Origin of the sequence: Halosimplex halophilum (genome assembly GCF_004698125.1) — an archaeon.
Taxonomy (GTDB): Archaea; Halobacteriota; Halobacteria; order Halobacteriales; family Haloarculaceae; genus Halosimplex; species Halosimplex halophilum.
Map to the genome: position 1 here is coordinate 1,648,891 of NZ_ML214297.1, position 23,233 is coordinate 1,672,123.

The 23,233-nt window shown below is 70.6% G+C and carries 18 protein-coding genes; 6 read left to right on the forward strand and 12 right to left on the reverse strand.

Annotated elements, in window-relative coordinates; translation table 11 throughout:
• Window positions 1–353, forward strand: a 353-nt coding sequence (locus E3328_RS22350; protein ID WP_209452143.1) for a hypothetical protein, incomplete at its 5' end; no start/stop codon positions are given.
• Between the two features lie 51 nt (window positions 354–404).
• Here the strand turns inward: E3328_RS22350 and E3328_RS08325 are convergent.
• The 9 genes from E3328_RS08325 to E3328_RS08365 form a co-directional block, all read right to left on the reverse strand.
• The gene (locus tag E3328_RS08325) at window positions 405–1,196 is read right to left on the reverse strand and encodes an Nmad3 family putative nucleotide modification protein (RefSeq protein ID WP_135364112.1); all 792 of its coding nucleotides are present in this window, start codon (window positions 1,194–1,196) and stop codon (window positions 405–407) included.
• 7 nt (window positions 1,197–1,203) lie between these two features.
• Window positions 1,204–2,034: a 2,3,4,5-tetrahydropyridine-2,6-dicarboxylate N-succinyltransferase gene (locus tag E3328_RS08330; RefSeq protein ID WP_135364113.1), complete on the reverse strand. Its 831-nt coding sequence runs from the start codon at window positions 2,032–2,034 to the stop codon at window positions 1,204–1,206.
• A 74-nt stretch (window positions 2,035–2,108) separates the two neighbouring features.
• On the reverse strand, window positions 2,109–2,870 hold the full coding sequence (dapB, locus tag E3328_RS08335; protein WP_135364114.1) for a 4-hydroxy-tetrahydrodipicolinate reductase: 762 nt from the start codon (window positions 2,868–2,870) through the stop codon (window positions 2,109–2,111).
• A complete protein-coding gene (gene dapA, locus E3328_RS08340; protein ID WP_135364115.1) occupies window positions 2,867–3,790 on the reverse strand; it encodes a 4-hydroxy-tetrahydrodipicolinate synthase in 924 nt (307 codons plus the stop codon). Before dapA ends, dapB begins: the two co-directional genes overlap by 4 nt.
• Before the next feature lie 240 nt (window positions 3,791–4,030).
• The gene (locus E3328_RS08345; protein WP_135364116.1) at window positions 4,031–5,029 is read right to left on the reverse strand and encodes a MarR family transcriptional regulator; all 999 of its coding nucleotides are present in this window, start codon (window positions 5,027–5,029) and stop codon (window positions 4,031–4,033) included.
• A gap of 199 nt (window positions 5,030–5,228) precedes the next feature.
• A complete protein-coding gene (gltB, locus tag E3328_RS08350) occupies window positions 5,229–9,764 on the reverse strand; it encodes a glutamate synthase large subunit (protein WP_135364117.1) in 4,536 nt (1,511 codons plus the stop codon).
• 269 nt (window positions 9,765–10,033) lie between these two features.
• Window positions 10,034–11,290, reverse strand: a complete 1,257-nt coding sequence (locus tag E3328_RS08355; protein ID WP_135364118.1) for a Glu/Leu/Phe/Val family dehydrogenase — start codon at window positions 11,288–11,290, stop codon at window positions 10,034–10,036.
• A 415-nt stretch (window positions 11,291–11,705) separates the two neighbouring features.
• Complete coding sequence (gene ileS / locus E3328_RS08360; RefSeq protein WP_135364119.1) at window positions 11,706–14,966, reverse strand: isoleucine--tRNA ligase; 3,261 nt, start codon at window positions 14,964–14,966, stop codon at window positions 11,706–11,708.
• An 867-nt stretch (window positions 14,967–15,833) separates the two neighbouring features.
• The gene (locus tag E3328_RS08365) at window positions 15,834–16,892 is read right to left on the reverse strand and encodes an NAD(P)-dependent glycerol-1-phosphate dehydrogenase (RefSeq protein ID WP_135364120.1); all 1,059 of its coding nucleotides are present in this window, start codon (window positions 16,890–16,892) and stop codon (window positions 15,834–15,836) included.
• Between the two features lie 194 nt (window positions 16,893–17,086).
• Here E3328_RS08365 and E3328_RS08370 point away from each other — a divergent pair, with 194 nt between their 5' ends.
• The gene (locus E3328_RS08370; RefSeq protein WP_135364121.1) at window positions 17,087–18,019 is read left to right on the forward strand and encodes a hypothetical protein; all 933 of its coding nucleotides are present in this window, start codon (window positions 17,087–17,089) and stop codon (window positions 18,017–18,019) included.
• Window positions 18,020–18,028: 9 nt separating this feature from the next.
• On the opposite strand, the gene E3328_RS08375 is transcribed toward E3328_RS08370, so the two are convergent.
• Window positions 18,029–19,018 carry an NAD-dependent epimerase/dehydratase family protein gene (locus E3328_RS08375; protein WP_135364122.1) on the reverse strand — a complete coding sequence of 330 codons (990 nt, stop codon included), beginning with the start codon at window positions 19,016–19,018 and terminating at the stop codon, window positions 18,029–18,031.
• Window positions 19,019–19,202: 184 nt separating this feature from the next.
• Between E3328_RS08375 and E3328_RS21910 the strand changes: the two genes are divergently transcribed.
• Both E3328_RS21910 and E3328_RS08380 read left to right on the forward strand, forming a co-directional pair.
• Complete coding sequence (locus E3328_RS21910; protein WP_167837342.1) at window positions 19,203–19,367, forward strand: hypothetical protein; 165 nt, start codon at window positions 19,203–19,205, stop codon at window positions 19,365–19,367.
• Between the two features lie 65 nt (window positions 19,368–19,432).
• Window positions 19,433–19,930: a LabA-like NYN domain-containing protein gene (locus E3328_RS08380; protein WP_135364123.1), complete on the forward strand. Its 498-nt coding sequence runs from the start codon at window positions 19,433–19,435 to the stop codon at window positions 19,928–19,930.
• 55 nt (window positions 19,931–19,985) lie between these two features.
• Here the strand turns inward: E3328_RS08380 and E3328_RS08385 are convergent, their stop codons facing one another.
• Window positions 19,986–21,566: an HVO_2922 family protein gene (locus tag E3328_RS08385; RefSeq protein ID WP_167837343.1), complete on the reverse strand. Its 1,581-nt coding sequence runs from the start codon at window positions 21,564–21,566 to the stop codon at window positions 19,986–19,988.
• 138 nt (window positions 21,567–21,704) lie between these two features.
• On the reverse strand, window positions 21,705–21,890 hold the full coding sequence (locus tag E3328_RS08390) for a hypothetical protein (RefSeq protein WP_135364124.1): 186 nt from the start codon (window positions 21,888–21,890) through the stop codon (window positions 21,705–21,707).
• Window positions 21,891–22,071: 181 nt separating this feature from the next.
• On the opposite strand from E3328_RS08390, the gene E3328_RS08395 reads away from it, so the two are divergent.
• Together E3328_RS08395 and E3328_RS08400 are read left to right on the forward strand one after the other, a co-directional pair.
• The gene (locus E3328_RS08395; RefSeq protein WP_135364125.1) at window positions 22,072–22,554 is read left to right on the forward strand and encodes a PUA domain-containing protein; all 483 of its coding nucleotides are present in this window, start codon (window positions 22,072–22,074) and stop codon (window positions 22,552–22,554) included.
• 111 nt (window positions 22,555–22,665) lie between these two features.
• Window positions 22,666–23,076, forward strand: coding sequence for a zinc ribbon domain-containing protein (locus E3328_RS08400; RefSeq protein ID WP_135364126.1), 411 nt, complete (start codon window positions 22,666–22,668; stop codon window positions 23,074–23,076).
• The last annotated feature ends 157 nt before the right edge of the window (window positions 23,077–23,233 follow it).

Here is a 23,233-nt window from a genome sequence, read left to right on the forward strand (position 1 = left end):
TCCTCGTCCTCGTCGTCCTCACCCTCTTCCTCGTCCTCGTCGTCCTCACCCTCTTCCTCGTCCTCGTCGTCCTCACCCTCTTCCTCGTCCTCGTCGTCCTCACCCTCTTCCTCGTCCTCGTCGTCCTGGTCGTTCCCCGCGAGCACGGACGGCGGGTCGTCGGCAGCCGCCGGGGCCGACGCGGCCGGGTGCCCGTCGACGGCGGAGGGCGGGACAATCCCGGTCGGGAGAGCGACTCCCGCGAGGACGGCACCTCCGACGACCACGGCGACGACTGCGACCGCGGGCATCGGCGTCGCCAGGCGCTCCATGGCGGCCACCCGGCCGATGCACGGATTGTTAATCGCCCGTGAGTCCGAGTAACGTCGCCCTGTGTCGACCGGCTGTCGACCGGGGCGCGGCGCTCAGGACCGCTCGCGGACGAACGCGCGGAACGCCTCGGCAGTGACGTCACAGCGGACGGCCGGTTTGAACCCGCCGAGGTGGGTCCCGCGCTCGGTCGCCGACGCCGGCGACAGCGCGCCCGCCACGTCGTCGCTCATATAGTAGTTCGGCCCCCGTCGCCGGTCGCTCAGCCGTATCGCCCGGTCGAGCAGCCCGCCGGGCGCCTCGCCGGGGACGATCACCACCGGCCGCGGCCGGTCGGTAAATTCCGGGTCGTGGTAGTACAGGTCCCCGTGACCGGCGAAGCGCTTGGCGTGGGCGTTGTCGGGGTGTTCGGCGAGGACCGCCTCCACGTCGGCCCGATCCATCGCCGGGTCGAGCACGACCGGCGGCTCGGCGACCGTGAAGTAGCCGAACAGGTACCGGTGCTTGTAGTCGCTGTCAGGTCCCGGGAAGCCGCCGTAGAACGCGACGATGTCGCCGGGCTCCAGCTCGCGCAGCTTCGCCACGTACCCCGGCCGGTGCTCGCCGTAGGTGAGCGCCGCCAGGTCGGGGTCGCGGTGGACCGGTTGCTCGCGGACCGCCCCCGGGTCGGTGATCCACTCGCCGTCGCTGCCCGGGCGGATCCCGTCGAGCAGGTCGGCGAACGTTCCCTCCCCGTGGCGCCGGTCGAGCGAGCCGTACGTGGCCGTCTCGGCGGTCGCGCCCTTCTCCGGGATGGGGACGTACTCGAAGCGGCCCTCGGCGTCGACGCCCGGGACCGGGCGGACGTTGCCGGTGTCGGCGCCGACGCCGCAGCAGACGACTGTCAACCGTCCCTTACTCCCGCAGCGCGTCCTCGCGCTCCGTGGCTTCGAGCGTCTCCTCTTCGACGCTCGTGGCGACGACCGCCGGCTTGTACGCGCCGCCGTCGATGAGGTCGTGGTCCGAGACCGACGACTCGACGAAGCGGGTAAAGGCGCGGCGCTCCGGCGGGAGTTCGCCGTACAGCACTTCCTCCTCGACGAGGTCGTAGACGGGGATCCGCGGGGTGAGCAGGGTGTTCTCGCCGACGACGGAGTTCTCGCCGACGACGAACCCGGAGGTGACGCGACAGCCCGCGCCCAGCGAGACGCCGTCCTCGACGATGACCGGCGCGTCCTCGACCGGTTCGAGGACGCCGCCGATGAGCGTGTTCGCGCCGAGTTTCACGTCCGACCCGATCTGCGCACAGGAACCCACGGTGTCGCAGGAGTCGACCAGCGTCCCGTCGCCGACGTGGGCGCCGATGTTGACGAACGCCGGGGACATCAGGATGGCGTCGCTGCCCACGTAGGCGCCGCGGCGGATGACCGTCCCGTCGGGCGTGTTGCGCGTGCCGCGCTCGGCCAGGTCCGCGGTCTCGCGCAGCGGGAGCACGTCGTGGTAGGCCACGTCGCCGTACTCGCGGGCCTCGGTCTCGCGCAGGCCGAAGTTCAGGAGGATGCCCTGCTTGACCCACTCGTTGGCCTCCCACTCGCCGCCGGACTTCTCGGCGGCCCGCACGTCGCCGGCCTCCAGCGCGGCGAGGAAGTCGTCGAGCACCGCGAGGTGGTCGTCGGTCGCGTCCGCGGCGGTCAGTCCGTCCTGCTTCTTCGCCCAGAGGTCCTCGATATCGGCTTGGAGACTCATTGGCTCCGGATTCCCGCTCCGGGATAATAGCACCCGCGGTCTCGGCCGGGCCGGCACGACCGCCGGTCCACCGCTCAGTCGTCGATCACGTCGTCGAACTCGTGCCAGCCGTCGCCCCGGTCGGCCAGCCAGACCGCCGCGTCGAGCGCGCCCGCGGCGAAGACCCCGCGGTCCTCGGCGCGGTGGGACAGCGAGACCACCTCGTCGTTGCCGGCGAGGACCAGTTCGTGTTCGCCGCGGATGTCGCCCGCTCGCCGGGCGAACACGCCGATCTCGTCCTCGTCACGCGGGGCGTGGCCCTCCCGGCCGTAGACCGGTTCCACGTCGCGCTGCTCCTGGACCGTTTCGAGGATGGTATTCGCCGTCCCGGAGGGCGCGTCGACCTTGTCGTTGTGGTGGGTCTCCGTCAGTTCCAGATCGTAGCCGTCGAGCGCGCCGACGGCTTCCCGGACGGTCCGGAGGAGCACCTGGATGCCCCGCGAGAAGTTCGTCGCCTTGAGGACGGGGACTTCGTCACTTGCCGCCTCCAGCGCGTCGAACCCCGCGTCGTCGAAGCCGGTCGTGCCGACGACGAGGCCCACGTCCGCCTCGACGCAGGCGTCGACGATCCCGAGCGTCGCGTCCGGCAGCGAGAAGTCGACGACGACGTCGGGGTCGTGCTCGGCGAGCGCGTCGGCCGCTCCGCCCGAGTCGACGACCGGGACGCCGTCGATTTCGCCGGCGTCGGTCCTGTGGAAGCCGACGACGACCTCCACGTCGTCGCGCTCGCCCGCCGTCTCGATGACCGTCCGACCCATGCGTCCGGCTGCGCCGTTGACCGCGACCCGCGTGCTCATCGTTCGATCTCGGCGTAGTCGTCCTCGTAATCGAAGGTTTCGGATTCCAGGTCGTCCAGCACCGCCTGCAGGTCGTCCCGGTACTCCTCGGAGAGCCGCGTCAGCGGCGAGCGCATCCGCGCCGGCCCGTACCCGCGGATCTGCATGGCTTCCTTGACCGGGATGGGATTGGTCTCGACGAACAGCTCGCGGAAGAGGGGCCCGAGCCGGTGGTGGATCTCCCGGGCGCGCTCGTAATCGCCGGCCAGCGCCGCGCCGACCATCGCGCAGGTCCGCTCGGGTTCGACGTTGGCGGCGACGCTGATCGCGCCCGTGCCGCCGACCGAGAGCATCGGCAGCGTCATCCCGTCGTCGCCCGAGAGCACGTCGAGGTCGGTGTCGCGGGTCCGCTCGACGATCTCGCTGATCTGCCCCATGTCGCCGCTGGCGGCCTTGTAGCCCTGGATGTTCGGGTGCTCTGCGAGCTCGGCGACCGTCTCGGGCTCGATGTTACGCCCCGTGCGGGAGGGGACGTTGTAGACGATCTGCGGCAGGTCGATCTCGTCGGCGATGCGCTCGTAGTGCTCGACGAGGCCGCGCTGTTCCGGCTTGTTGTAGTACGGCGAGATGAGCAGGAGCGCGTCGGCGCCGGCGTCGGCGGACCGCCGGGAGAGCGACAGCGCCTCGCGGGTGTTGTTCGAGCCGGAGCCGGCGATGACGGGCACGTCGTCGACGGCGTCGACGACCGCCTCGACGACCTCGATGTGTTCGTCGTGGGTCATCGTCGCGGACTCGCCCGTCGAGCCGCAGGGGACGAGGCCGTCGACGCCCGCGGCCTCCAGGCGCCGGGCGTCCGATCGGAGTGTCTCGAAGTCGATACTGCCGTCGTCGTCGAACGGCGTGCACATGGCGGGGTACACGCCGCGGAACTGGAGTGTCATTGGTCGGTGTTCGCGTCGGTGGATGATATGCTGTCCGGGATCAGTTCGGTGCGGACGGTCGGGGGCCGGCCCGCGACGAGTGCGCCACGCTCGCCGGGAGCCGCTCACGACCGTTTGCGTTTCGGAGAAGCGACCGACACGCCCGGCTCGGCAGTCCGCGATACCGCGAGCGCGAGCGTGGTCATGTGTGAGAGAGCGCCGGCGAGGGACTTATTCGTTGCGGAGGGCGACCGACGCGGCTCACTCCATGAACGCCCGCAGAATCTCCAGCTCCTCGTCCTCGGTCACGCGGTCGGACTCCATGCAGGCGTGGACGACCTTGTGGGCGAGCTCCGGCGGGAGCGCGGCCGCGGCGCCCTCGCCGTCGGCGTCCCCGGTCGCGCTCACCCGCGACTCGACCGCCTCGACGCGCGCTTCGAGGTCGGCGAGTTCGCCTTCGAGCGCGTCGTCCGCCCCCGGGTCGCCCGCTCCCGGGTCGCCCGGCCCCGGCCCCGTTCCCGATTCCCGCTCGCCGGCGTCGGTCCCGCTCGTCGCCGACCCCTCGTCGGTGTTCACCGCGTCGCCCGGCGTCGTCTCGCGGGTCGTCGCGTCGGCGGCCCCGTCGTCGGACTCGCCGCCGGCCCCGTCACCGAAGACCGCCTCGGCGAACGCGCGGCGCTCGCCCCACTCGAAGCCCGGGATCGCGTTGAGGCGGCGGCTCACCGTCGCCCGGGTCACGTCCAGCTCCTCCGCCAGGTCCCCCTGCGAAGCCCCGGGGCGCTCGTACAGCGCTCGGAGGGTCCGGCGCTGTCTCTCCGAGAGGTCGGCCGCCGCCGGTGGATCGTCGCCCGCGTCGTGCGAAGCGTCGGCCGTCGATCCCGCCAGTTCGGGAGGCGACTCCTCCGGCTCGGTCGGGGAGTCGTCCGCGTCGACGGTCGATCCCTCGGAGTCGGTCGGGGAGTTGTCCGCGTCGGCGGGCGACTCGCCGGTGTCGTCGTTCGAACTGTCCGCGTCGGTCCCGGGCTCCGTCTCGGGTGGTGAGGGGTTCGCGGCGTTCATGGATTTCTCGGTCTCCGGTTCGGAATCGCGACCGGGGTCGCCGTACTCGTCGAGGACGCGCTCGACGAGGCCCGGCGACGCGCCGCTGACCTCCTCGGCGATCGCCGCCATCGACGCGTCCGGGTCCGATTCGGCCACGTCGAGGATCCGCCGGTGGATCATCGCACGCGGCTGCCCCGGTCCGCGGTCCGATCGGCTCATTGACGTATCCACAGTCTATCGACGCTAATAGGCCTTCCGCTCGCAGCGAGGTTCGCGTGACGACTCGGGTATCGTTCCGCCGCTTCGACGCCACTACCGGGTCAGTCGGTGGCGGCCGTACGCAGGTATTCCGCAGCCGCCGGCGGTCGAACGGGCCGTATCGGGCGGCAGGACGCGACCGCGAGCGGGGCGAACGCGCTCAGTCGTCGGCCTGTCCGTGGCTGGCGGCGCCCGACTCCGAGGCGGGGGCGGCCGGCTCGGGCAGTTCCGTGCGCACGTCGTCGCCCTCGCGCTCCTCGATGATCTCGGCGTAGGCGTCGGGCATTACCTTCGTGAAGTTGTCAAGCTCGTCGTCCCAGTCGGCCAGCAGCTCGGCGGCGCGGTCCGAATCGGTGTACTCGGCGTGGTTCTCGACCAGCCGGGTGACCATCCCGCGGTCGAGTTCGTCCAGCGCCGGCTCGACCGAGACCATCCCGGTGTTGGCCTTCCGGGCGAACTCGCCGTCGGGGTCGTAGACGTAGGCGACGCCGCCCGACATGCCGGCCGCGAAGTTCTTGCCCGTCTCGCCCAGCACGACGATGGCGCCGCCGGTCATGTACTCGCAGCCGTGGTCGCCGACGCCCTCGACGACCCCTTTGACGCCGGAGTTGCGGACCGCGAAGCGCTCGCCGGCGACGCCGTTGACGTAGGCCTCCCCCTGGGTCGCGCCGTACAGCGCGACGTTGCCGATGACGACGTTCTCCTCGGCCGCGTAGTTGGCGTTCTCGGGGGTGCGGACGACCAGCTTCCCGCCCGAGAGCCCCTTGCCGACGTAGTCGTTGGCGGTGCCGACGAGATCCATCGTGATCCCCTGCTGGAGGAACGCGCCGAAGCTCTGGCCGGCGGTCCCCTCCAGGCGGACGTCGACGGTGTCGTCGGGCAGCCCCTCGCCGCCGTACTCGCTGGAGATCTCGTTCGAGAGCGTCGCGCCGACGGCGCGGTTGGTGTTGTCCACCTCCGTCGAGATGGCGACCGGCTCGCCGGCGTCGATGGCGGGCTCGGCTTCCTCGATGAGCTCCCAGTCGAGCGACTCGCTCACCTCGTGGGTCTGCTCGCGGGTCTTGTAGCGGTCGTCGTCGCCCGCGGGCTCGGCGATGACCCCCGACAGGTCGACCTTCTTCGCCTTGGGCTGGCTCACGTCCGTCCGCTGGGCGAGCACCTCGGGGCGGCCGACCATCTCGTCGACGCTGGTGAAGCCGAGTTCGGCCATGATCTCCCGCAGCTCCTGGGCGACGAAGGTCATGTAGTTGATGACGTGCTGGGGCTCGCCCGGGAACCGCTCGCGGAGCTTCTCGTTTTGCGTGGCGACGCCGACCGGACAGGTGTTCTCGTGGCACTGCCGGGCCATCACGCAGCCGGAGGTGACCATCGACGCGGTGCCGAAGGCGTACCCCTCGGCGCCGAGGAGCGTGGCGACGGCCACGTCGCGGCCCGTCTTCATGCCGCCGTCGGTGGTGACCTCGATGCGCGAGCGCAGGCCCGTCGCGCGGAGCATCTGGTTTGCCTCCGCGAGACCCAGTTCCCACGGGAGGCCCGCGGACTTGATGGAGGTCTTCGGGGAGGCGCCGGTGCCGCCGTCGTGGCCGGAGATGTGGACCTTGTCGGCGTTGGCCTTGGCGACGCCGGCGGCGATGGTGCCGATGCCGTCCTCGGCGACGAGCTTGACGTTCACGTCGGCGTCGGGGTTGCTCGCCTTCAGGTCGTGGATGAGCTGCTTGAGGTCCTCGATGGAGTAGATGTCGTGCAGCGGCGGCGGCGAGATGAGCCCGACGCCCGGCGTCGCGTAGCGGACGTGGGCGATCATCTCGTTGACCTTCTTGCCGGGGAGGTGGCCGCCCTCGCCGGGCTTGGAGCCCTGGGCCATCTTGATCTGCAGCTCGTCGGCCGAGGCGAGGTAGTGGCTGGTGACCCCGAAGCGACCGGAGGCGACCTGCTTGGTCGAGCAGTTCTTCTCGGTGTCGAACCGCTCGGGGGGCTCGCCGCCCTCGCCGGTGTTGGCGGTCGCGCCCAGCCGGTTCATCGCGATGGCGTTGTTCTCGTGCATCTCCGGCGACAGCGACCCGAGGCTCATCGCCGCCGTCTCGAAGCGCTCGACGATCTCCTCGACGGGCTCGACCTCCTCGATCGGGACCGGGTCGCGGTCCGAGTCGAACTCCAGCAGCCCCCGCAGCGTCTGCAGTTGCTCGTTCTGGTCGTTGATCTCGCTCGCGAACTCCTTGTAGCGCTCGTAGTCCCCCGTTCGAACGGCCTGCTGGACCTTGCCCACGGTGGAGGGGTTCCACTGGTGGTGGATGCCGCCCGAGCGGTTCTCGAACTCGCCCTGGCGTTCCAGGTCCGGGTCCTCGCCCCAGGCGACCTCGTGGCGGTCGAGGAGGTCCTCCTCGATCTCCTCGATGCCGATGCCCTCGGTCCTGTTGGCGGTCCCCTCGAAGTACTCGGCGACGAAGTCGGAGGAGAGGCCGACGGCCTCGAAGATCTGGGCGCCCTGGTAGCTCTCGACCGTCGAGATACCCATCTTTGCCATCGTCTTCAGGAGGCCGTCCTCCAGGGCGTTGACGTAGGCGTCGATCGCGGTGGAGAGTTCGGCGCCGTCCGGTCCCGCGACCAGGTCCTCGATGGTCTGGTAGGCGAGATAGGGGTTGACCGCGCCCGCGCCGTAGCCGACGAGCGTGGCGATGTGGTGGACGGTCCGGGGGTCGCCCGATTCGAGGACGAGCCCGACGTGGTTGCGCAGGCCGTTGCGGACGAGGTGGTGGTGGACCCCGCCCACGGCCAGCAGGCTCGGGACGGCGACGCGGTCCTCGCCGGCCGCGCGGTCCGAGAGGACCAGCACGTCGTGGTCGCGGGCGGCCTCGGTGGCCGCCTCGCGGGCGTCCTCGACGGCCTCGCGCAGGTCCGTCGCGTCGGGGTCGTAGGTGATGTCGACCACCGTCGAGGACATGCCGTTCGCGTCGAGGTCGCGGATCGCCCCGGTCTGCTGGTCGGTGAGGATCGGCGAGTCGAGCACGAGCTGGCGGGCGTGCTCGGACGACTCGTCGAGCAGGTTGCGCTGGTAGCCCAGCCGCGACTCCAGCGAGGTGACCAGCTCCTCGCGGATGTAGTCCAGCGGCGGGTTGGTGACCTGCGCGAACAGCTGCTTGAAGTAGGTAAAGAGGGGGCGGTTGAACTGCGAGAGCACCGAGAGGGGGGTGTCGTCGCCCATCGACCCGACGGGGTCCTTGCCCTTCTCGGCCATCGGCTCGATGAGGTGGTCGACCTCGTCGTAGGTGTAGCCGTACTGGGCCTGGTAGGCCCGCAGCTCGTCGAAGTCGTGCTGGGGGAGGTTGTCCGGCTGGTCGACCACGTCGGCGAGGTCGACCTGTTCCTCGGCGACCCACTCGCCGTACTGCTCGTCGGTGAGGTCGTCGAAGACCTCCTCGTCGGGGATGACCCGGCCCTCCTCGGGGTCGGCGAGGAACAGCTGCCCGGGCTGGAGGCGCCCGCGCTCCTCGATGTCGGCGGGGTCGGTGTCCAGCGCGCCCGCCTCGCTGGCCATGACGAGCGTGTTGTCGGTGGTCACGTCGTAGCGGCAGGGCCGCAGGCCGTTGCGGTCGAGGACGGCGCCGACGCGGTCGCCGTCGGTCGCCGCCACGAGGGCGGGGCCGTCCCACGGTTCGACCAGCGAGGCGTGGTAGTCGTACCAGTCGCGGCGGGCGCCGCTCACGTCGTTGGCCTCGCCGCGCCAGGCCTCGGGGATGAGCATCCGCAGGGCGTGGGGGAGGTCGCGGCCTTCGAGCATCAGGAGTTCCAGCGCGTTGTCGACGCTGGCGGTGTCGGACTGCTCGGGGTCGTCGATGATCGGCTTGAGCTTGTCCACGTCGTCGAAGGCGTCGGAGTCGAGGTCCGTCTCCCGCGCGCGCATCCAGTTGATGTTGCCCTGGATGGTGTTGAACTCGCCGTTGTGGATGATGCCGCGGTAGGGGTGGGCGAGGTGCCACGCGCCCAGCGTGTTCGTCGAGAAGCGGGCGTGGACCATCGCGAACGTCGTGTCGACGCGCTCGTCGGTCAGGTCCGGGTAGTAGTCGGCGACCTGCTCGCCCTTCAGCAGGCCCTTGTAGACGACGGTGTCGGTGTCCAGCGAGACGACGTAGAAGCGCTCGTGGCCCGCGGGCTCGGTCTCCTCGACGTGGGTTTCGAGCACTCGCCGCGCCGTGTAGAGCTGCCGGTCGAAGTCGTCGCCGGTCAGTCCCTCGGCGGACTCGACGAAGGCCTGGACGACCTCGGGCTCGGAGTCCAGCGCCGTCTGTCCGAGGTCGGCGTTGTCCGTCGGGACGGTCCGCCAGGCGGCCACGTCGAGCCCCTCCGCGGCGAACTGGTCCTCGACGACCCCCTTCAGTTCCGCGCGAGCCTCGTCGTCGTCCTTCGGGAGGAACAGCGACCCGACGGCGTACTCGCCGGGTGTCAGGTCCGCGTCCACCTCGTCGGCGAAGAAGTCGTGGGGCGTCTGGATCATGACGCCGGCGCCGTCGCCGGTCGCCTCCTCGGCGCCCGTGGTGCCGCGGTGTTCGAGGTTCTCGAGCAGCTCCAGTCCGTCCGCGAGCACCCAGTGCCCGCCGTCGCCGTCGAGGTCCATCACGACCCCGACGCCGCAGTTAGACCGTACGTCGGTCGGGTCCGCCAGTCGGCGGTCCCCGTCGTCGCGAGAGAACGAGCTCATGTGTCCCGTCCCTTCCCGGTACCCCGATAAAACGGTTTGCCTGATAGACTATATGACCGTTATATCCACACTAAGGGGTATTAGGGCCTTTGAAGGTGTATTACCTCACGAACGAACAGGATAGTATCGATACCTGATCGTAGCTATTCCGATCGACGGCACAAGGCGGTATAAAGGTAGTTAGAGAGCGATAAAACGATACGGACGATCAAAAAGTGGGATTAAAACGTGACGGGAGCGACCGAAGTTGACGGCCGTGAGGTGGCGACTTACGGCCAGGTGCCGGCCTGTTCGGCTGCGTCGAGGACGCGCCGGATCGCGACGACGTAGGCGGCGACGCGGAGGCTCGGCAGGTCGTGTTCCTCGTAGGCGTCGACGAGGTTCCAGAACTGTTCGACGGTGATGTCCTCCAGTTCCTCGTTGACGCGCTCCTCGTCCCAGTAGAAGCGCTGGCGATTCTGGACCCACTCGAAGTACGACACCGTCACGCCGCCGGCGTTGGCGAGGATGTCCGGCACGATGATGACGTCCTTGTCCTCGAGCACGTCGTCGCCCTTGGGCGTGATCGGGCCGTTGGCGGCCTCGGAGATCACGTCGGCCTGGACGCCCTCGGCGATCTCCTCGTCGATGGCGTTCTCCAGCGCCGCGGGGATCAGCAGGTCGACGTCGAGCTGGAGCAGCTCGTCGTTGGAGACCTCCTCGTCGGCCTCGTGGTAGCCGACGACGCTACCGGTCTCGCGCTTGTGGTCCTTGGCGGCGACCGGATCGAGGCCGTCCTCGCTGTAGACCCCGCCGCTGGAGTCGGAGACGGCGACGACGTTCGCGCCCATCTCGTCGATGAGCTTCGCGGAGAGCCAGCCCGCGTTGCCGTAGCCCTGGACGGCGACGGTCGCGCCCTCGACTTCCTTGTCGAGGTAGTCGAACGCCTCGCGGGCGGCGATGACCGTCGAGCGGCCCGTCGCCTCGACGCGGCCCGCAGACCCGCCGCTGGAGATGTCCTTGCCGGTGATGACGCCCGGCTCCGTCGTGTTCTCCAGGGTCTCGTAGGTGTCCTTGATCCAGTTCATCTCGCGCTGGCCCGTGTTCACGTCGGGCGCGGGCACGTCGCGGTCCTCGCCGATGATCGGCGTCAGTTCCTTCGCGAAGGCGCGCGTGATGCGTTCGAGTTCGTCCTCGGAGTAGTCGTCGGGGTCGATGACGATGCCGCCCTTCCCGCCGCCCAGCGGGATGCCGACCGTCGCGGTCTTGTAGACCATCCAGCCGGACAGCGCCTTGACCTCGTCGCGGGAGACCTGCGGGTGGTAGCGGATGCCGCCCTTGTAGGGCCCGCGGTCGCCGTTGAACTGCGAGCGGTAGGCGCGGAAGACCTCGATCGACCCGTCGTCCATCTCGACCGAGAGGTTCGTCTCGAGGATGCGCTCGGGGTTCTTCAGGCGCTCGAGCATGCCCTCGTCCACGTCGAGGTACTCCGCGGCCTCGTCGATCTGTTCCTGCAGGCTCTCGAAGGGGTTGACGTCGGATCCCATGTGTGAACGGTCGTCGACTTCTGATAAAAATAAAACGGAATCGTTCAGGAAACCAGGGGTATTGAGTTAGATTATTATCCAGGAAGGGTATACAGAGAGTAATAGGTATATAACCACATAAAGTGACGGGGCTCGCGGAAGCGAACCGCCGGTCGCGGCCGCCTGTGAAGGGGCGATCCGGGCGTCGAATCGGTGCCGGTCGACGCTGCTTCGGGGCGGATCGATCCCCTCGCCTGACGGCGGTTTCACACGAAACCGGGCGGCGTCTGCCGGTCGTCAGCCCGGAGTCTGACGGCCCTTTATGCCCCGCGACGAGTCACTCGATGATGCCGGGGGCGCGGCACGGTCACACGCTCCCGTTCCCCGCCTACGGCGAAACCCATCCTATCCCATCCTTCCGCGGTCCATCGATCCCTCAGCCTCGCGAGACCGCCGTCGGGTCCATCGCCAGCGTCACCGCCGCGCCGTCGACCGTCCACTCGCGGGTGTGGGCGTAGCCGTCGACAGCGCCGTCGGCGGAGACCGTCAGGTCCTCAACCCGGACAGCGCGACGCAGGTCGTCGGCGTGGTCCGCCAGCGCCGCGGCCACCGCTTCGTCGTCGGTGCGGACCGCCAGCCGGACCCGCTCGTCGACGGCCAGCTCGAGGTCGGCGCGCATCTCCTGGGCGCGCCGAGTCACGTCACGCGCCAGCCCCTCCCTGCGGAGGCGCTCCGGGAGCGACTCGTCCACGTAGACAGCCCCACCGTCGAACGGGACCCGCCGTACGCCGTCGGGGACACGCTCGACGACCGACACCAGTTCGGCGGTCACTTCGTGGTCGGTCCCGTCGACGGTGACGGTCAGCGGCAGCTCGTCGGCCGGCCGCCCCTCGACGGCGTCGGCGACCGCCGCCGCGTCGTCCCGGAAGGCCGGTCCGAGCGCGTCCATCTCCGGGGCGACCACGCGCTCGCGGGCGGGGTAGCGGTCGGTCACCTCGACGGACTCGGCGTTCGCCCGCTCGGCCAGCAACTCGCGGTGAGCGTCGACCGCCGCGGCGACCGTCTCGTCGTCGGTCTCGATGACGACCCCGGCGACCGGCCAGCGGTGCTTGCGGCCCATCTCCTGGCGGGCGGTCGCCACGGCCCCCTCGACCGCCCGGAGCGCCTCGACTCGCTCGACCAGTTCCGGACGGTCGGGCAGGTCGAGCGCGTCGGCGTCCGGCCAGGCCGTCGCGTGGACGGTCGGCTCGCCCGCGTCGGCGGGCCCGTCGAGCGCCCGGTAGAGCCGCTCGGCGAGGTGCGGCGCGAACGGCGCCAGCAGCCGGACGCAAACGCCCAGCACGGTCCCGAGCGTGTCGTAGGCGGCTCGCCTGTCCGCGGTCGAGTCGGGCGTCCACACCCGGTCGCGGACCGTCTGGACGTAGTAGCGGGACACGTCCTCGACCAGAAAGTCCAGGACCGCATCGAGCGCGGCGTTCGGCTCGCGCTCCTCGAAGCCCGCGGTCGCCCGCTCGGTCACCTCGCGCAGGCGCGCGAGGACCCACCGATCGAGCACCCGGCGGTCCTCGGGGGCGGCGGCGAGTTCGACCGCGGGCCGGTAGTCGTCCTCGGCCATGAACATCGCGGCGAAGCGGGCGACGTTCCACACCACGTCGAACCGCTCGCGGGTCGTCTCGACGCCCGTCATCTCGGAGGTCATCGTCACGTCCTGGCCCTGCTGTTCGTGGCCGAGCAGGTGCGCCCGAAGGGCGTCGCGGCCGTGGGCCTCGGCGACCTCGGGCGGCCGGAGAACGTGCCCGCGGGACTTCGACATCCCCTCGCCGTCCAGCAGCGCCCAGCCGTGCATCAGCACCTCCTCGTAGGGCGCCCGGTCGGCGAACGCGACGCCGAGGTACAGCTGCATCAGGAACCAGCCGCGGGTCTGGTCGTTGCCCTCGACCACGAGGTCGGCGGGCCAGTCGTCGGGACGGGGGTTCTCGCTCGGGCGCTCGCGCAGGCTCGCCCACGAGGCCACGGCGGAGTCGAACCACACGTCGAGCACGTCCGCGACGCGCTCGGCCTCGCCGCCGCAGTCGGGGCAGGGGACGGTCACCTCGTCGACGACCGGACGGTGTGGATCGTCCGGTACCTCGTCCAGCCCGGCGCGGTCGGCCAGGTCGGCCCGCGAGGAGACGACGGTGTCGCGGCCGCAGTCCTCGCAGTGCCAGACCGGCAGGGGACTCCCCCAGTAGCGCTGGCGGGAGACGTTCCAGTCGGGCGCCGCCGCGACGGTGTTGCGGAAGCGGCCGTCGCGCGCCTCTGCGGGGTACCACTCGGTGTCGTCCACGGCGTCGAGCAGGTCGTCCTTCAGGTCGGTGACGCGGACGAGCCACTGCTCGGCGGCGCGCATCACCACGTCGGTGTCACACCGCGGGCACTGCGGGTACTCGTGGGTGAACCGCTCGGTGGCGAGGAGTGCGCCGGCCTCACGGAGCGCGTCGGCGACCGCCGCGCGGCCCTCGCCGTGGACGGCCAGGCCCGCGAACGGCCCCGCCTCGTCGGTGAACCGGCCGTCGAGGTCCACGGGGGAGTAGACGGGCAGGTCCAGATCCGACTCGCGGGCCCGTTCGAAGTCCTCGTGGCCGAACCCGGGCGCGGAGTGGACGAGCCCGGTGCCGTCACCGCCCGTCTCGACGTAGTCGGCGTGGGCGACCGTTCCTTCCGGCGTCGGGTGGTCTGGGAGTCGGTCCGCGAGGGGGTGGCGATACGTCGCCCCGACGAGGTCGCTTCCCCGGAGGGTCTCGGCTACCTCGTAGTCCCCGTCGGCGACGCCCAGCGCGTCCATCACCGCGGGAACGCGTTCGGCGGCGACGTAGAGGGGGCCGTCTGCGGCCCGGTCGGCGAGCGCGCCGTCGGCGACTTCCACGGCGGCGTACTCCCCGTCGGCGTCGACGGCGACGAACTGGTTGCCGACCAGCGTCCACGGGGTCGTCGTCCAGGCGACGAGGGTGCCGTCCCGGCCGGTGTCGGCCAGGGGGAAGCCGACGGACACCGCGTCGACGGTCCGGTCGGCGTACTCCAGCCGAGAGTCCGAGACCGCCGTCTCGCAGCGCGGACAGGTGTTGACCACCTGGTCGCCCCGTTCGACGAGTCCCCGGTCGTACAGTGCTGCGAAGGCGTCCCACACCGTGTCGACGTACTCCGCGTCCATCGTCTGGTAGGCGTCGTCCCAGTCCATCCACACCGCCAGGTCGCGGAACTCCTCGTCCATGACGGCGCGCTGGTCCTCGACGAACGCCCGACACTCGTCGACGAACCGGTCGACGCCGTACGCTTCGACCGCGTCCTTCGTCTCGAACTCGTGCTCTTGCTCGACGTTCACCTCGACCGGGAGGCCATGGGTGTCGTAGCCCGGTCGGGCGAGGACGGGGCGGCCCTGCATGCGGTGATAGCGCAGCAGCGCGTCCTTGAGGATCTTCCCCCAGGCGTTGCCGACGTGCATCCGCCCGCTGGTAAAGGGCGGCCCGTCGAGGAAGTAGAACGGCTCTTCGTGGTTCTCGGCGCCCCGCTCCGCGGCGCGGCGCTTCGCGTACTCGTAGGCGTGACTGGTCTCCGCCGGCGCGTCGACGCCCGGGAAGGCGTCGGCGTCCGTCCAGTGGTCTTTGACGTGCTGTTCGACCGCGTTCGGGTCGTAGTGGTCCGGTAGTCGTTCCGGCATGGATGTCTCTCGTCGTGTCGGTCGGCGTGCGGTGCTGGCGGCCGGAGACTCACATCGAGGGCTCGGCCGCCGCGTTCGGAACGTGACTCACGGCACGAGCGGGCTCGCGGGAGCGACACGCTGGCGCGACTGCGCGCCGACGAGACTGGTGTCGCCCAGGTGCCGAACCGTCGTGCCCCGAGAAAGTAGGTACTACGCCCCTGACGGGGCGATAATCGAAACCGCCGCGGCGGGCACGCGGTGCCGCGTCATTATCTGTTGTACTCGTTTCGGCAGATAAATCGTTTTCGGGGGTGTGGGGATCGGTGGCAGTGGACAGGTAGGCGGAGACGACAGCACCCCGACCGAAGGGACGGCGACGGCCACAAACAGCGTGAAAGCCCCCGTCCGCTTCGGTCGAGGCGCTCGCTGCGCGCTTCACTCGCTGCGCTCGTTGCAGTGCTTGCGTCGCCCGTCTTCCCGAAGCGGACGGCCCCTTTCAGTCCCACCCGCGTCGGCTGGCCGGGCAGTCTGTGCGGGTGGGACTGAAAGGGGCGACCCGTTCGGCGAACCCGGGCGAAGTAAGTGACGCGGGACCTCCGGTCCCGCTAATCTGAGGGCGTAGCCCTCAGACACCGCAGGCCGAAGGCCGAGGAGCGTGGTTCGAGAGAGCTTCGCTCTCTCGTCATCCCGGAAATCTCCGATTTCCGGAGACAGCGAGCCCCGGGAGCCGAACGGGTCGGGGCTTTCACGCTGTTTGCGGTCGCTGTGGGATTGGCGGTCGCCGTGGGATTGGCGGTCGCTGTGGGGTCGGCGATCGCCGTGGCGTTCGCGGTTGCCGTGGCGTTCGAACTACGACGGAAGACGATGGACCGAGCAGTTCCGGAATCAGATAACGCCGGTGACGCTCGCAGCCTCGCGCGCGGCGTCCTCGCTCATGCCGTCGCCGAGGATGGTGTACCGATCCCGAATCTCGTGCGCCGTGGTCAGCGCCTCGATGACGGTCTCGTCGTCGATCCCCAGTCCCTCGGCGGTCGTCGGCGCGTCGATGCTGGCGAGGGCGTCGCGGATGTCCGTCCACTGGCCCTTCGCGCCCGAGTGGAGGTACTCGGTCATGATCGAGGCGACGCCGACCTGGTGGCCGTGGAGCGCGGGCTCGGGCGCGATGCGGTCGAGCTGGTGGGAGATCAGGTGTTCGGCGCCCGACGCGGGGCGCGAGGAGCCGGCGATGGACATGGCGACGCCGGAGGAAACCAGCGCCTTCGTGACGATCCAGGCCGACTCCTCCAGTTCCGGCCGGATGGAGTCGGCGTTTTCGACGAGCATCTCGGCGGTCATCCGCGAGAGCGCGCCGGCGTACTCGTGGTAGCGGACGTTCTTCAGCCGGTGGGCGAGCTCCCAGTCCCGAACAGCGGTAAAGTTGGAGATGATGTCGGCACAGCCCGCGGTGGTGAGTTCCCACGGCGCGTCGGCCAGGATCTCGGTGTCGGCGACGACGGCCAGCGGCGGCTCGGCGGCGACGCTGTGGCGGGTGTCGCCCTCCGGGATCGAGGCTCGTCCCGAGACGATGCCGTCGTGGCTGGCGGCGGTGGGGACCGAGACGAAGCCCTTGCCGACCTCCTCGCCGGCCATCTTGGTCACGTCGATGACCTTGCCGCCGCCGACGCCGACGAGGTAACCCACGTCGTCGCTGGCGGCGACCTCGATGACCTCCTCGACGGCGCCGAAGGTGGCCTCCTCGATGCGGACCACCCGCGGGTCGAACCCCGCGTCGGCGAAGCCCGCGACGACCCGGTCGCCGGCCACCTCGGCGGGCGTCGGGCTGGTGACCACCAGCGGGTCGCCGTGGAGGCGCAACTCCTCGACGGCCGCCGCGGCGTCGTCGAGCACGCCGTGGCCCACCACGACGTTGCGCGGCAGCCGTATCCACGTCGACTTGTCGAACATACCGGGATTTGCGCGGTGGGCCGCTAAAACGCTTGCCGTCGCTCGCCGCCGTGTCGTGTCCCGGAGCCGGCGACACGGCGCGACCACGGCCGCTCGCTGGTCGCTCACTGACGGGGTGACTCCCGGCTTCGGCCGGCGATCGAACGGTCGAGTGACCGGGGTATTTATTCCAGTTGACGATCACGTACGCTGATATGGTCCCCACACAGCTGCCGGCTCCGATCGAGCGCCGCCCGCTCGCACGGGAGGCCGCGATCGCAGTCGCCGCCTTCGGGGCGTTCGTCCTCTGGATCCACGCGCTGTGGCCCGTCGCGGGCGCCCTCAGGTCGGTCGTCCGTCCCGGCGCGCTCGCGGAGACCGGGCTCGGCAGCCTGGCCGCCACCGCGCTGACGAACTCGCTGGTCGTCGTCGCGGGCACGGTCGTATTCACCGTCGGCTACGCCCGCGTCAGGGGCCGTCCGGTCCCGCTGGGACTGCCCGGCCGGGCAGATCTTCCGGTGGTCGCCGCCGCCGTACTGGCGCCCGTCGCGGCCGTCGCGGCCGTCCAGCTGCTCGCCGGGGCGACCGGGACGGACCTGGCGACGCTGACGGGCAGGTCCTTCGCCTCCGGTGCTGACCCGTTCACGACCGGGGTCGTCACGGCGCTGGGCCTGTTCGTCGGGCTCCCCGCATACGTGCTCGTCACGCACGCGCTCGTCCAGCGAACCCTCCGGTCGGCCGCGAGTCCGGCTGTGACCATCGGGCTGACGACGCTGCTGGTCGGGACAGTCGGGCCGACGGGGCTGGTCTCCGGGGGGCTCCCGCTGCGAGTCGCGGCCGTGACGCTACTGCTGGTCGCCAGCATCGCGCTGCCGGTGTACGCCGCCGACGCGTTCGACCGCACGTGGCTGTCGGCGCTTTCGGCGCTCCCGCTCGCGATGTTCGCCGCCGGTGCGCTCTTCCAGTGGGTTACCGGACTCGACGGTGTCGCCGGCGCGGCGCTCGGCCTCGCGGAGGTCGGCCTCGTGGGGGTCAGTGCCTACGCCTACGAGCGGACGGAGTCGCTGTTCCCGCCGGCGCTGGCCTACGCGGCGTTCGTCGTCGCCAGGGACGCGGTCGCGTTCCTGGCCGGGACCGGCGGGGTCTGACCCCCTCCTTCACAGCGTGTCCAGCACGCCCAGCACCCGTTCCTCCGTCTCACGGTCGGGCCCCTCCTGGGCTTCGTCGGCCTCCCGCTCCGGCGTCGCCTCGACGGTCTCGGCGACCGCTTCCCTCGGCGACTGGGGTTCCCACCCGAGCGAGCGCAGTTTGTTCGTGTCCAGCACGTGCGGCGGGTCGCGATACAGCGGGAAGTCGCCCGGTTCCAGCCCGCCCGCGGCGAGTTCGCGCTCGCCCGCGGTGACGACTTCGACCTCCGTATCGAGCGCGTCGGCGACGGTCTCGACGGTCTCCCGGAGGGTCTGGAGCCGCCAGTCGCCGACGTTGTACGCCTCGCCGGGCGTCCCCTCCTCGGCGACCACCCGGAGCGCGCGGGCGACGTTCTCGACGCCCACGCGGTGCCAGAGGTTGGTGCCGTCGCCGGGGACGAGCACGCGGTCGTAGTTCGCCACGCGCTGGACCCAGTAGTCGAACCGCCGGGTGTAGTCGTGGGGACCGTAGACGACGCAGGGGCGGACGCTCATCGCGTTCACACCGTCTTCGGCGGCGGCGAAGACGGCGCGGTCGCCCTCGGCCTTGCGCGCGCCGTAGCTCTCCTGGGAGTCGTCGGTCGCCTGCTGCTCGGTACAGGGTTCGAGCGGCGTCTCGTCCTCCCGCTTGGGCACGTCCTCGGCGCCGTAGGCGGCACCGCTGGAGACGTAGACGTAGGCGTCGACGTCGTCGAAGGCGCGGGCGGCGGCTCGTACGTCTCGGGGCTGGTACGCGACGAGGTCGACGACCACGTCGGGGTCGCGGGCCGCCGCGTCGGCGAGGTCGCCGTCGTCGGTGCGGTCGCCCCGCAGGTGGTCGACCGCCCCGTCGTCGGCGAACGGGCTCTCGTGTTCGCCGCGGTGGAAGACGGTCACGTCGTAGCCGGCGTCGCGGAACTCGCGGACGGCGCGGCGGCCGATGAAGCGGGTGCCGCCGACGAACAGCGCGTGTCGCGTCATGCGAGAGCGTGGGCGCTCCCGGCGGTAAAGTCCGGCGACCCCGGTCGGCGGGAGCCGGGCCCGGACGGAGCGTCGAGAGGGGAATCGGGCCCGAGTCGGTCCGGTCCCGCTCGACGGCGACTTCGCAGCTGAGCGCCCCGTTATACGGTGAATAACAACGGGGATTCGAGTGTGAGTGGTTCACATGAAGTGTGCGAACTGTCGGGCGGACGGGGAACCAGCGTACACGCTCCGGGCACACGTCGACGGCGACGACGGCGACGACGAGGAGGCCAGGACCGACGGGGGAGCGAACGCGACGGTGGACCTGCCCTTCTGCTCGCTGGAGTGTCTGACGGCCTGGACCTGAACGGGGCGGCACCGGGGCTCGAACGGAGCCAAAGAGCTATCCGGGCGGGCGCGCCAGCAACCGGCATGGAAAACGTCCACCCGGGACAGCGCGTCGCGGTGCTCGCCGACGCGCAGAACCTCTATCACACCGCTCGCAGCCTCTACACGCGCAACATCGACTACGCCGAGCTGCTCGACGCCGCCGTCGCCGACCGCCAGCTGACCCGCGCCGTCGCCTACGTCATCCGCGCCGACGCCCCCGAAGAGGAGTCCTTCTTCGACGCCCTGGTCGACATCGGCTTCGAGACCCGCATCAAGGACATCAAGACCTTCGGCGACGGCTCGAAGAAGGCCGACTGGGACGTGGGGATGAGCCTCGACGCCGTGACGCTCGCCAACCACGTCGACACCGTCGTCCTCGCGACCGGGGACGGCGACTTCTCGCGGCTGTGTTCGCACCTCCGCCACGAGGGCGTCCGGACCGAAGTGATGGCCTTCCAGGAGTCGACCGCCGAGGAACTGGTCGCCGCCGCCGACGAGTTCACCGACATGAGCGAGGACACCGACCGGTTCCTGCTCTGAACGGACCTGCCGGCGCTCCGTGTACGGTGGCGCTCGAAAAAACGGGTAGTGCGGTCTACTCCTCGTCGTCGTCCGCGTCGTCGCTCGCGTCCGCATCCGACTCGTCGCTCGCCTGCAGGTCCGTCAGGTCGGCGTTGGGCGCGTTGCGCTTGACGCTCCGCAGGCCCTCGATGGCGCCCGTCCGCGAGGCGTAGCCCTGGCCGCTGTCGCCGAGGATCTGTCCGTTCTCGTGGCGCAGCCGCCAGCGGAACTCCCCGGCCGAGTCCTCGAACACCTCGAAGGCGGCGTCGCTGTAGTCCAGCGCGGTCGCCTCGTCGACGTACTCGCGGACCCGCTCGATCGAGTCGCGGGCGCCGCGCTCGGAGGCGAAGCCCTGGCCGCCGTCGGCGATGATCTCGTCGTTGCTCGCGACGAGCCGCCAGCGGTACTCCCCGGCCGCGTCCTCGAAGACCTCGAAGGCGTCGCGGTCGGCGGCGGTCTCGCGGACCCGCTCGACGCCGTCCTGGGCGTTGGTGCGCGAGGCGTAGCCCTCGCCGCCGTCGGCGAGGATCTCGCCGTTGCGGTGGATGAGCCGCCAGCGCCACTCGTCGGCGGCGTCGCGGTACACCTCGAAGGCCGTCGGGTCGACCCGCAGGTAGTCGGCCTCGCCGACGTACTCGCGGACCCGCTCGACGGCGTCCTCGACCGCGTCGCGGTCGGCGTAGCCCTCGCCGCCGTCGGCGACGATGTTGCCGTTGCGGTGGACGAGCCGCCAGCGGTACTCCCCGGCGGCGTCCTCGTACACCTCGAATGTGCCCTGGCTCTCGCCCGGCGGGTACGGCGCGTCGGCCGGCTCCTCCTCGGGTTCGACCTCGACCTCCTCGCGGACGGCGGCCGCGCCGGCCGCGTTCGTGCGGACGCTCTCCAGGCCCTGCTCGGCCTTCTGGCGGGAGCTGTAGCCCTGGGCGCTGTCGGCGATGATGTTGCCGTTGCGGTGGCGCAGCCGCCACCGCCACTTGCCGCCGCGGTCCTCGAACACCTCGAACCGGGCCTTGCTCTCGGCCGTCTCCGCGACCGGCTCCGGCTCCGGTTCCTCGGTCGCCGCGGCGGCGGTCGTCTCCCCGGGGTCGTCGGGGTCGGTCGCGGGGTCCGACTCGGCGGCCGTCGACGCCGCCGGCTCAGCAGCGGTCGCGTCGCCCTCGGCGGCCGGGACCCGTCGCGTCCCGCCGATGACCGGGACCAGCGCCGCGCCGACGGCGATCAGTACGAGCCCGAACGCGAACAGCGAGATGACCGGCACGGCGAGCCCGGAGTCCCGCCAGCCGGGGTAGGCGACCATGAACCCGGCGACGCCGAGCAGGGCGACGAACCCGCCGGCGTAGGAGACCAGGTTGGCCGCCCGCTGGAGCGGCAGCCGGATCACCGGCCCGATCATCAGCAGGACGAGCGAGACGGCCGCCAGCGCGATCCCGGCCTTCCCGGTCGTCGTCGCCGTCGTCACGTCGCTCGTCAGGAACAGCAGGATGCCGAGGATCCCCAGCAGGATCCCGAACACGAACACCCAGTAGCCGTACACCTCGTCGTTCGTCGTCGGTTCCGCGATCCGGTCTCGATACCACTGGACCATCGCGTCCGGACTGGACGGTTCACTCGACATGTATTCGTTCTTATAATCGGATCGTAGATAGTTAAAGATGCACTACGGTTCACCGACGGGCGCGACGCTACGCGGTGACGAGCAGAGGGAGAGAAGGCCACAGCTGGGGTCGTTACGGCGGCGTTCGGCGGGGCTCGTTCAGACCGGGCGGCCCGGGTCCGCGGTCCCGACCAGCAGCGCGCCGGCGGCGAGACCGAGCGTCCCGACGGCGATGGCGGCGACGGGCAGGCTGACGCTGAGCGCCCCCGGCCCGAAGATGAGGACCGTGCTGATCGCCAGCAGCACGACCCCGAACGCGATCTTCCGCGAATCTGTCTCTGTCATAACGAGCGCAGGTTGGTAATCGATCCGTATAAATTCTCCTGAAACCCCGTCACACAAGGACGATCGATCGTGATAGATTCGGGATGTTTCGATGTATGGTACCACGGGACACGGCCGGTCAGAGGGACACCGTCGGGGGAGTGAGACAGATACAAGACGCGCAGGGGCGAACTGCCGGGCGATGGACGACGAGGACCGGGCGATGCTGACGCGGGTGGCCGACTACCAGTGGGGTCGCGGCGCCGGGCGGGCGCTGTTCGGCGGCGGGGACCCGGAGGTGACCCACACCAGTTCCGGACGGCCCCGGCAGGTGATCGCCGACGAGGGGCGGCTGGTCACCTACGCGACCGACGGCCGGTTCACGCTGGGCGTCGCCGGCGGGCGGCGGCTGAACGACGGGCTCGCCGACGGCGCCTATCGCGTCGTCGTCGGCGACGAGAGCGAGCCGTTCGTCCGCGAGGGGCGCAACGCCTTCGCCAAGTTCGTACGCGCGGCCGACCCGGCGATCCGGCCGGGCGACGAGGTGCTCGTCACCCACGAGCGCGGCGACGTGCTCGCCGTCGGCCGCGCCGAACTGAGCGGCGAGGGCATGGACGACTTCGAGACCGGGATGGCCGTGTTCGTGCGGGACGGTGCGGAGGCGAGCGATTCGGGCGGGGAGTGACTCGCTCGGGACGGCCCGGGGTCTGTCACACGTCAGCCGGGCACAGTTCGGTTCCGGTAACATGATCCGAGAGGCTAGACTTTGTGACTCGTCGTTCTCATCGGGGCACGTATGGTTCTGATCGACCGTGACGGCGACGAGATCGTCATCAAAGCCGCAGATATCGAGGGGAGATACTCGCCCGACGAGGCGGCGGCCCTGGCCTCGGACCTGGAGGCGAAGGCCGAGGAGATCGTCGGGCCGGTCGATCCGGGCCCCACCGAGATCGGGTGGGGGATCGACAAGACGGTGGACGGCGAGGGCGGCGCGGACGCCTGTCCGTCGTGTGGTACGGAGCTGAACGGGTCCGAGCAGTTCTGTCCGCAGTGCGGGGAGGACCTGGCGACGGCGGCCGCGGGCGTCGGGATCGAAGAGACCCGCGTCGTGACGCTCACCGTCGGCGACAAGCGGGAGCAGCTGCTGCCCGAGCAGGCGCTCGACCTCTCGGTGGACCTCGAGGCCCAGGTCGAGCAGATGCGCTGACCCCGGTCCGCCCTCGGGGACCCGGGACTTCGCCCCGGCGGGCCGCGTCGCCGGGGTAGGTCCCCGAGCGGAGCCGACCGCTCGCCCGCGTCGTTCGCTCGGGGACCGCGCCGTCCGCCTCGCAGGCGGTGCCGCCGGTTGGTCAGGTTTTTTGCGC

Excerpts from the sequence above, each read along its gene's own strand:
- E3328_RS08330 (WP_135364113.1), bottom strand. The coding sequence starts at position 2,034 with ATGAGTCTCCAAGCCGATATCGAGGACCTCTGGGCGAAGAAGCAGGAC.
- dapB (WP_135364114.1), bottom strand. The coding sequence starts at position 2,870 with ATGAGCACGCGGGTCGCGGTCAACGGCGCAGCCGGACGCATGGGTCGG.
- dapA (WP_135364115.1), bottom strand. The coding sequence starts at position 3,790 with ATGACACTCCAGTTCCGCGGCGTGTACCCCGCCATGTGCACGCCGTTC.
- E3328_RS08345 (WP_135364116.1), bottom strand. The coding sequence starts at position 5,029 with ATGAGCCGATCGGACCGCGGACCGGGGCAGCCGCGTGCGATGATCCAC.
- gltB (WP_135364117.1), bottom strand. The coding sequence starts at position 9,764 with ATGAGCTCGTTCTCTCGCGACGACGGGGACCGCCGACTGGCGGACCCG.
- E3328_RS08355 (WP_135364118.1), bottom strand. The coding sequence starts at position 11,290 with ATGGGATCCGACGTCAACCCCTTCGAGAGCCTGCAGGAACAGATCGAC.
- ileS (WP_135364119.1), bottom strand. The coding sequence starts at position 14,966 with ATGCCGGAACGACTACCGGACCACTACGACCCGAACGCGGTCGAACAG.
- E3328_RS08365 (WP_135364120.1), bottom strand. The coding sequence starts at position 16,892 with ATGTTCGACAAGTCGACGTGGATACGGCTGCCGCGCAACGTCGTGGTG.
- E3328_RS08370 (WP_135364121.1), top strand. The coding sequence starts at position 17,087 with ATGGTCCCCACACAGCTGCCGGCTCCGATCGAGCGCCGCCCGCTCGCA.
- E3328_RS08375 (WP_135364122.1), bottom strand. The coding sequence starts at position 19,018 with ATGACGCGACACGCGCTGTTCGTCGGCGGCACCCGCTTCATCGGCCGC.
- E3328_RS21910 (WP_167837342.1), top strand. The coding sequence starts at position 19,203 with ATGAAGTGTGCGAACTGTCGGGCGGACGGGGAACCAGCGTACACGCTC.
- E3328_RS08380 (WP_135364123.1), top strand. The coding sequence starts at position 19,433 with ATGGAAAACGTCCACCCGGGACAGCGCGTCGCGGTGCTCGCCGACGCG.
- E3328_RS08385 (WP_167837343.1), bottom strand. The coding sequence starts at position 21,566 with ATGTCGAGTGAACCGTCCAGTCCGGACGCGATGGTCCAGTGGTATCGA.
- E3328_RS08390 (WP_135364124.1), bottom strand. The coding sequence starts at position 21,890 with ATGACAGAGACAGATTCGCGGAAGATCGCGTTCGGGGTCGTGCTGCTG.
- E3328_RS08395 (WP_135364125.1), top strand. The coding sequence starts at position 22,072 with ATGGACGACGAGGACCGGGCGATGCTGACGCGGGTGGCCGACTACCAG.
- E3328_RS08400 (WP_135364126.1), top strand. The coding sequence starts at position 22,666 with ATGGTTCTGATCGACCGTGACGGCGACGAGATCGTCATCAAAGCCGCA.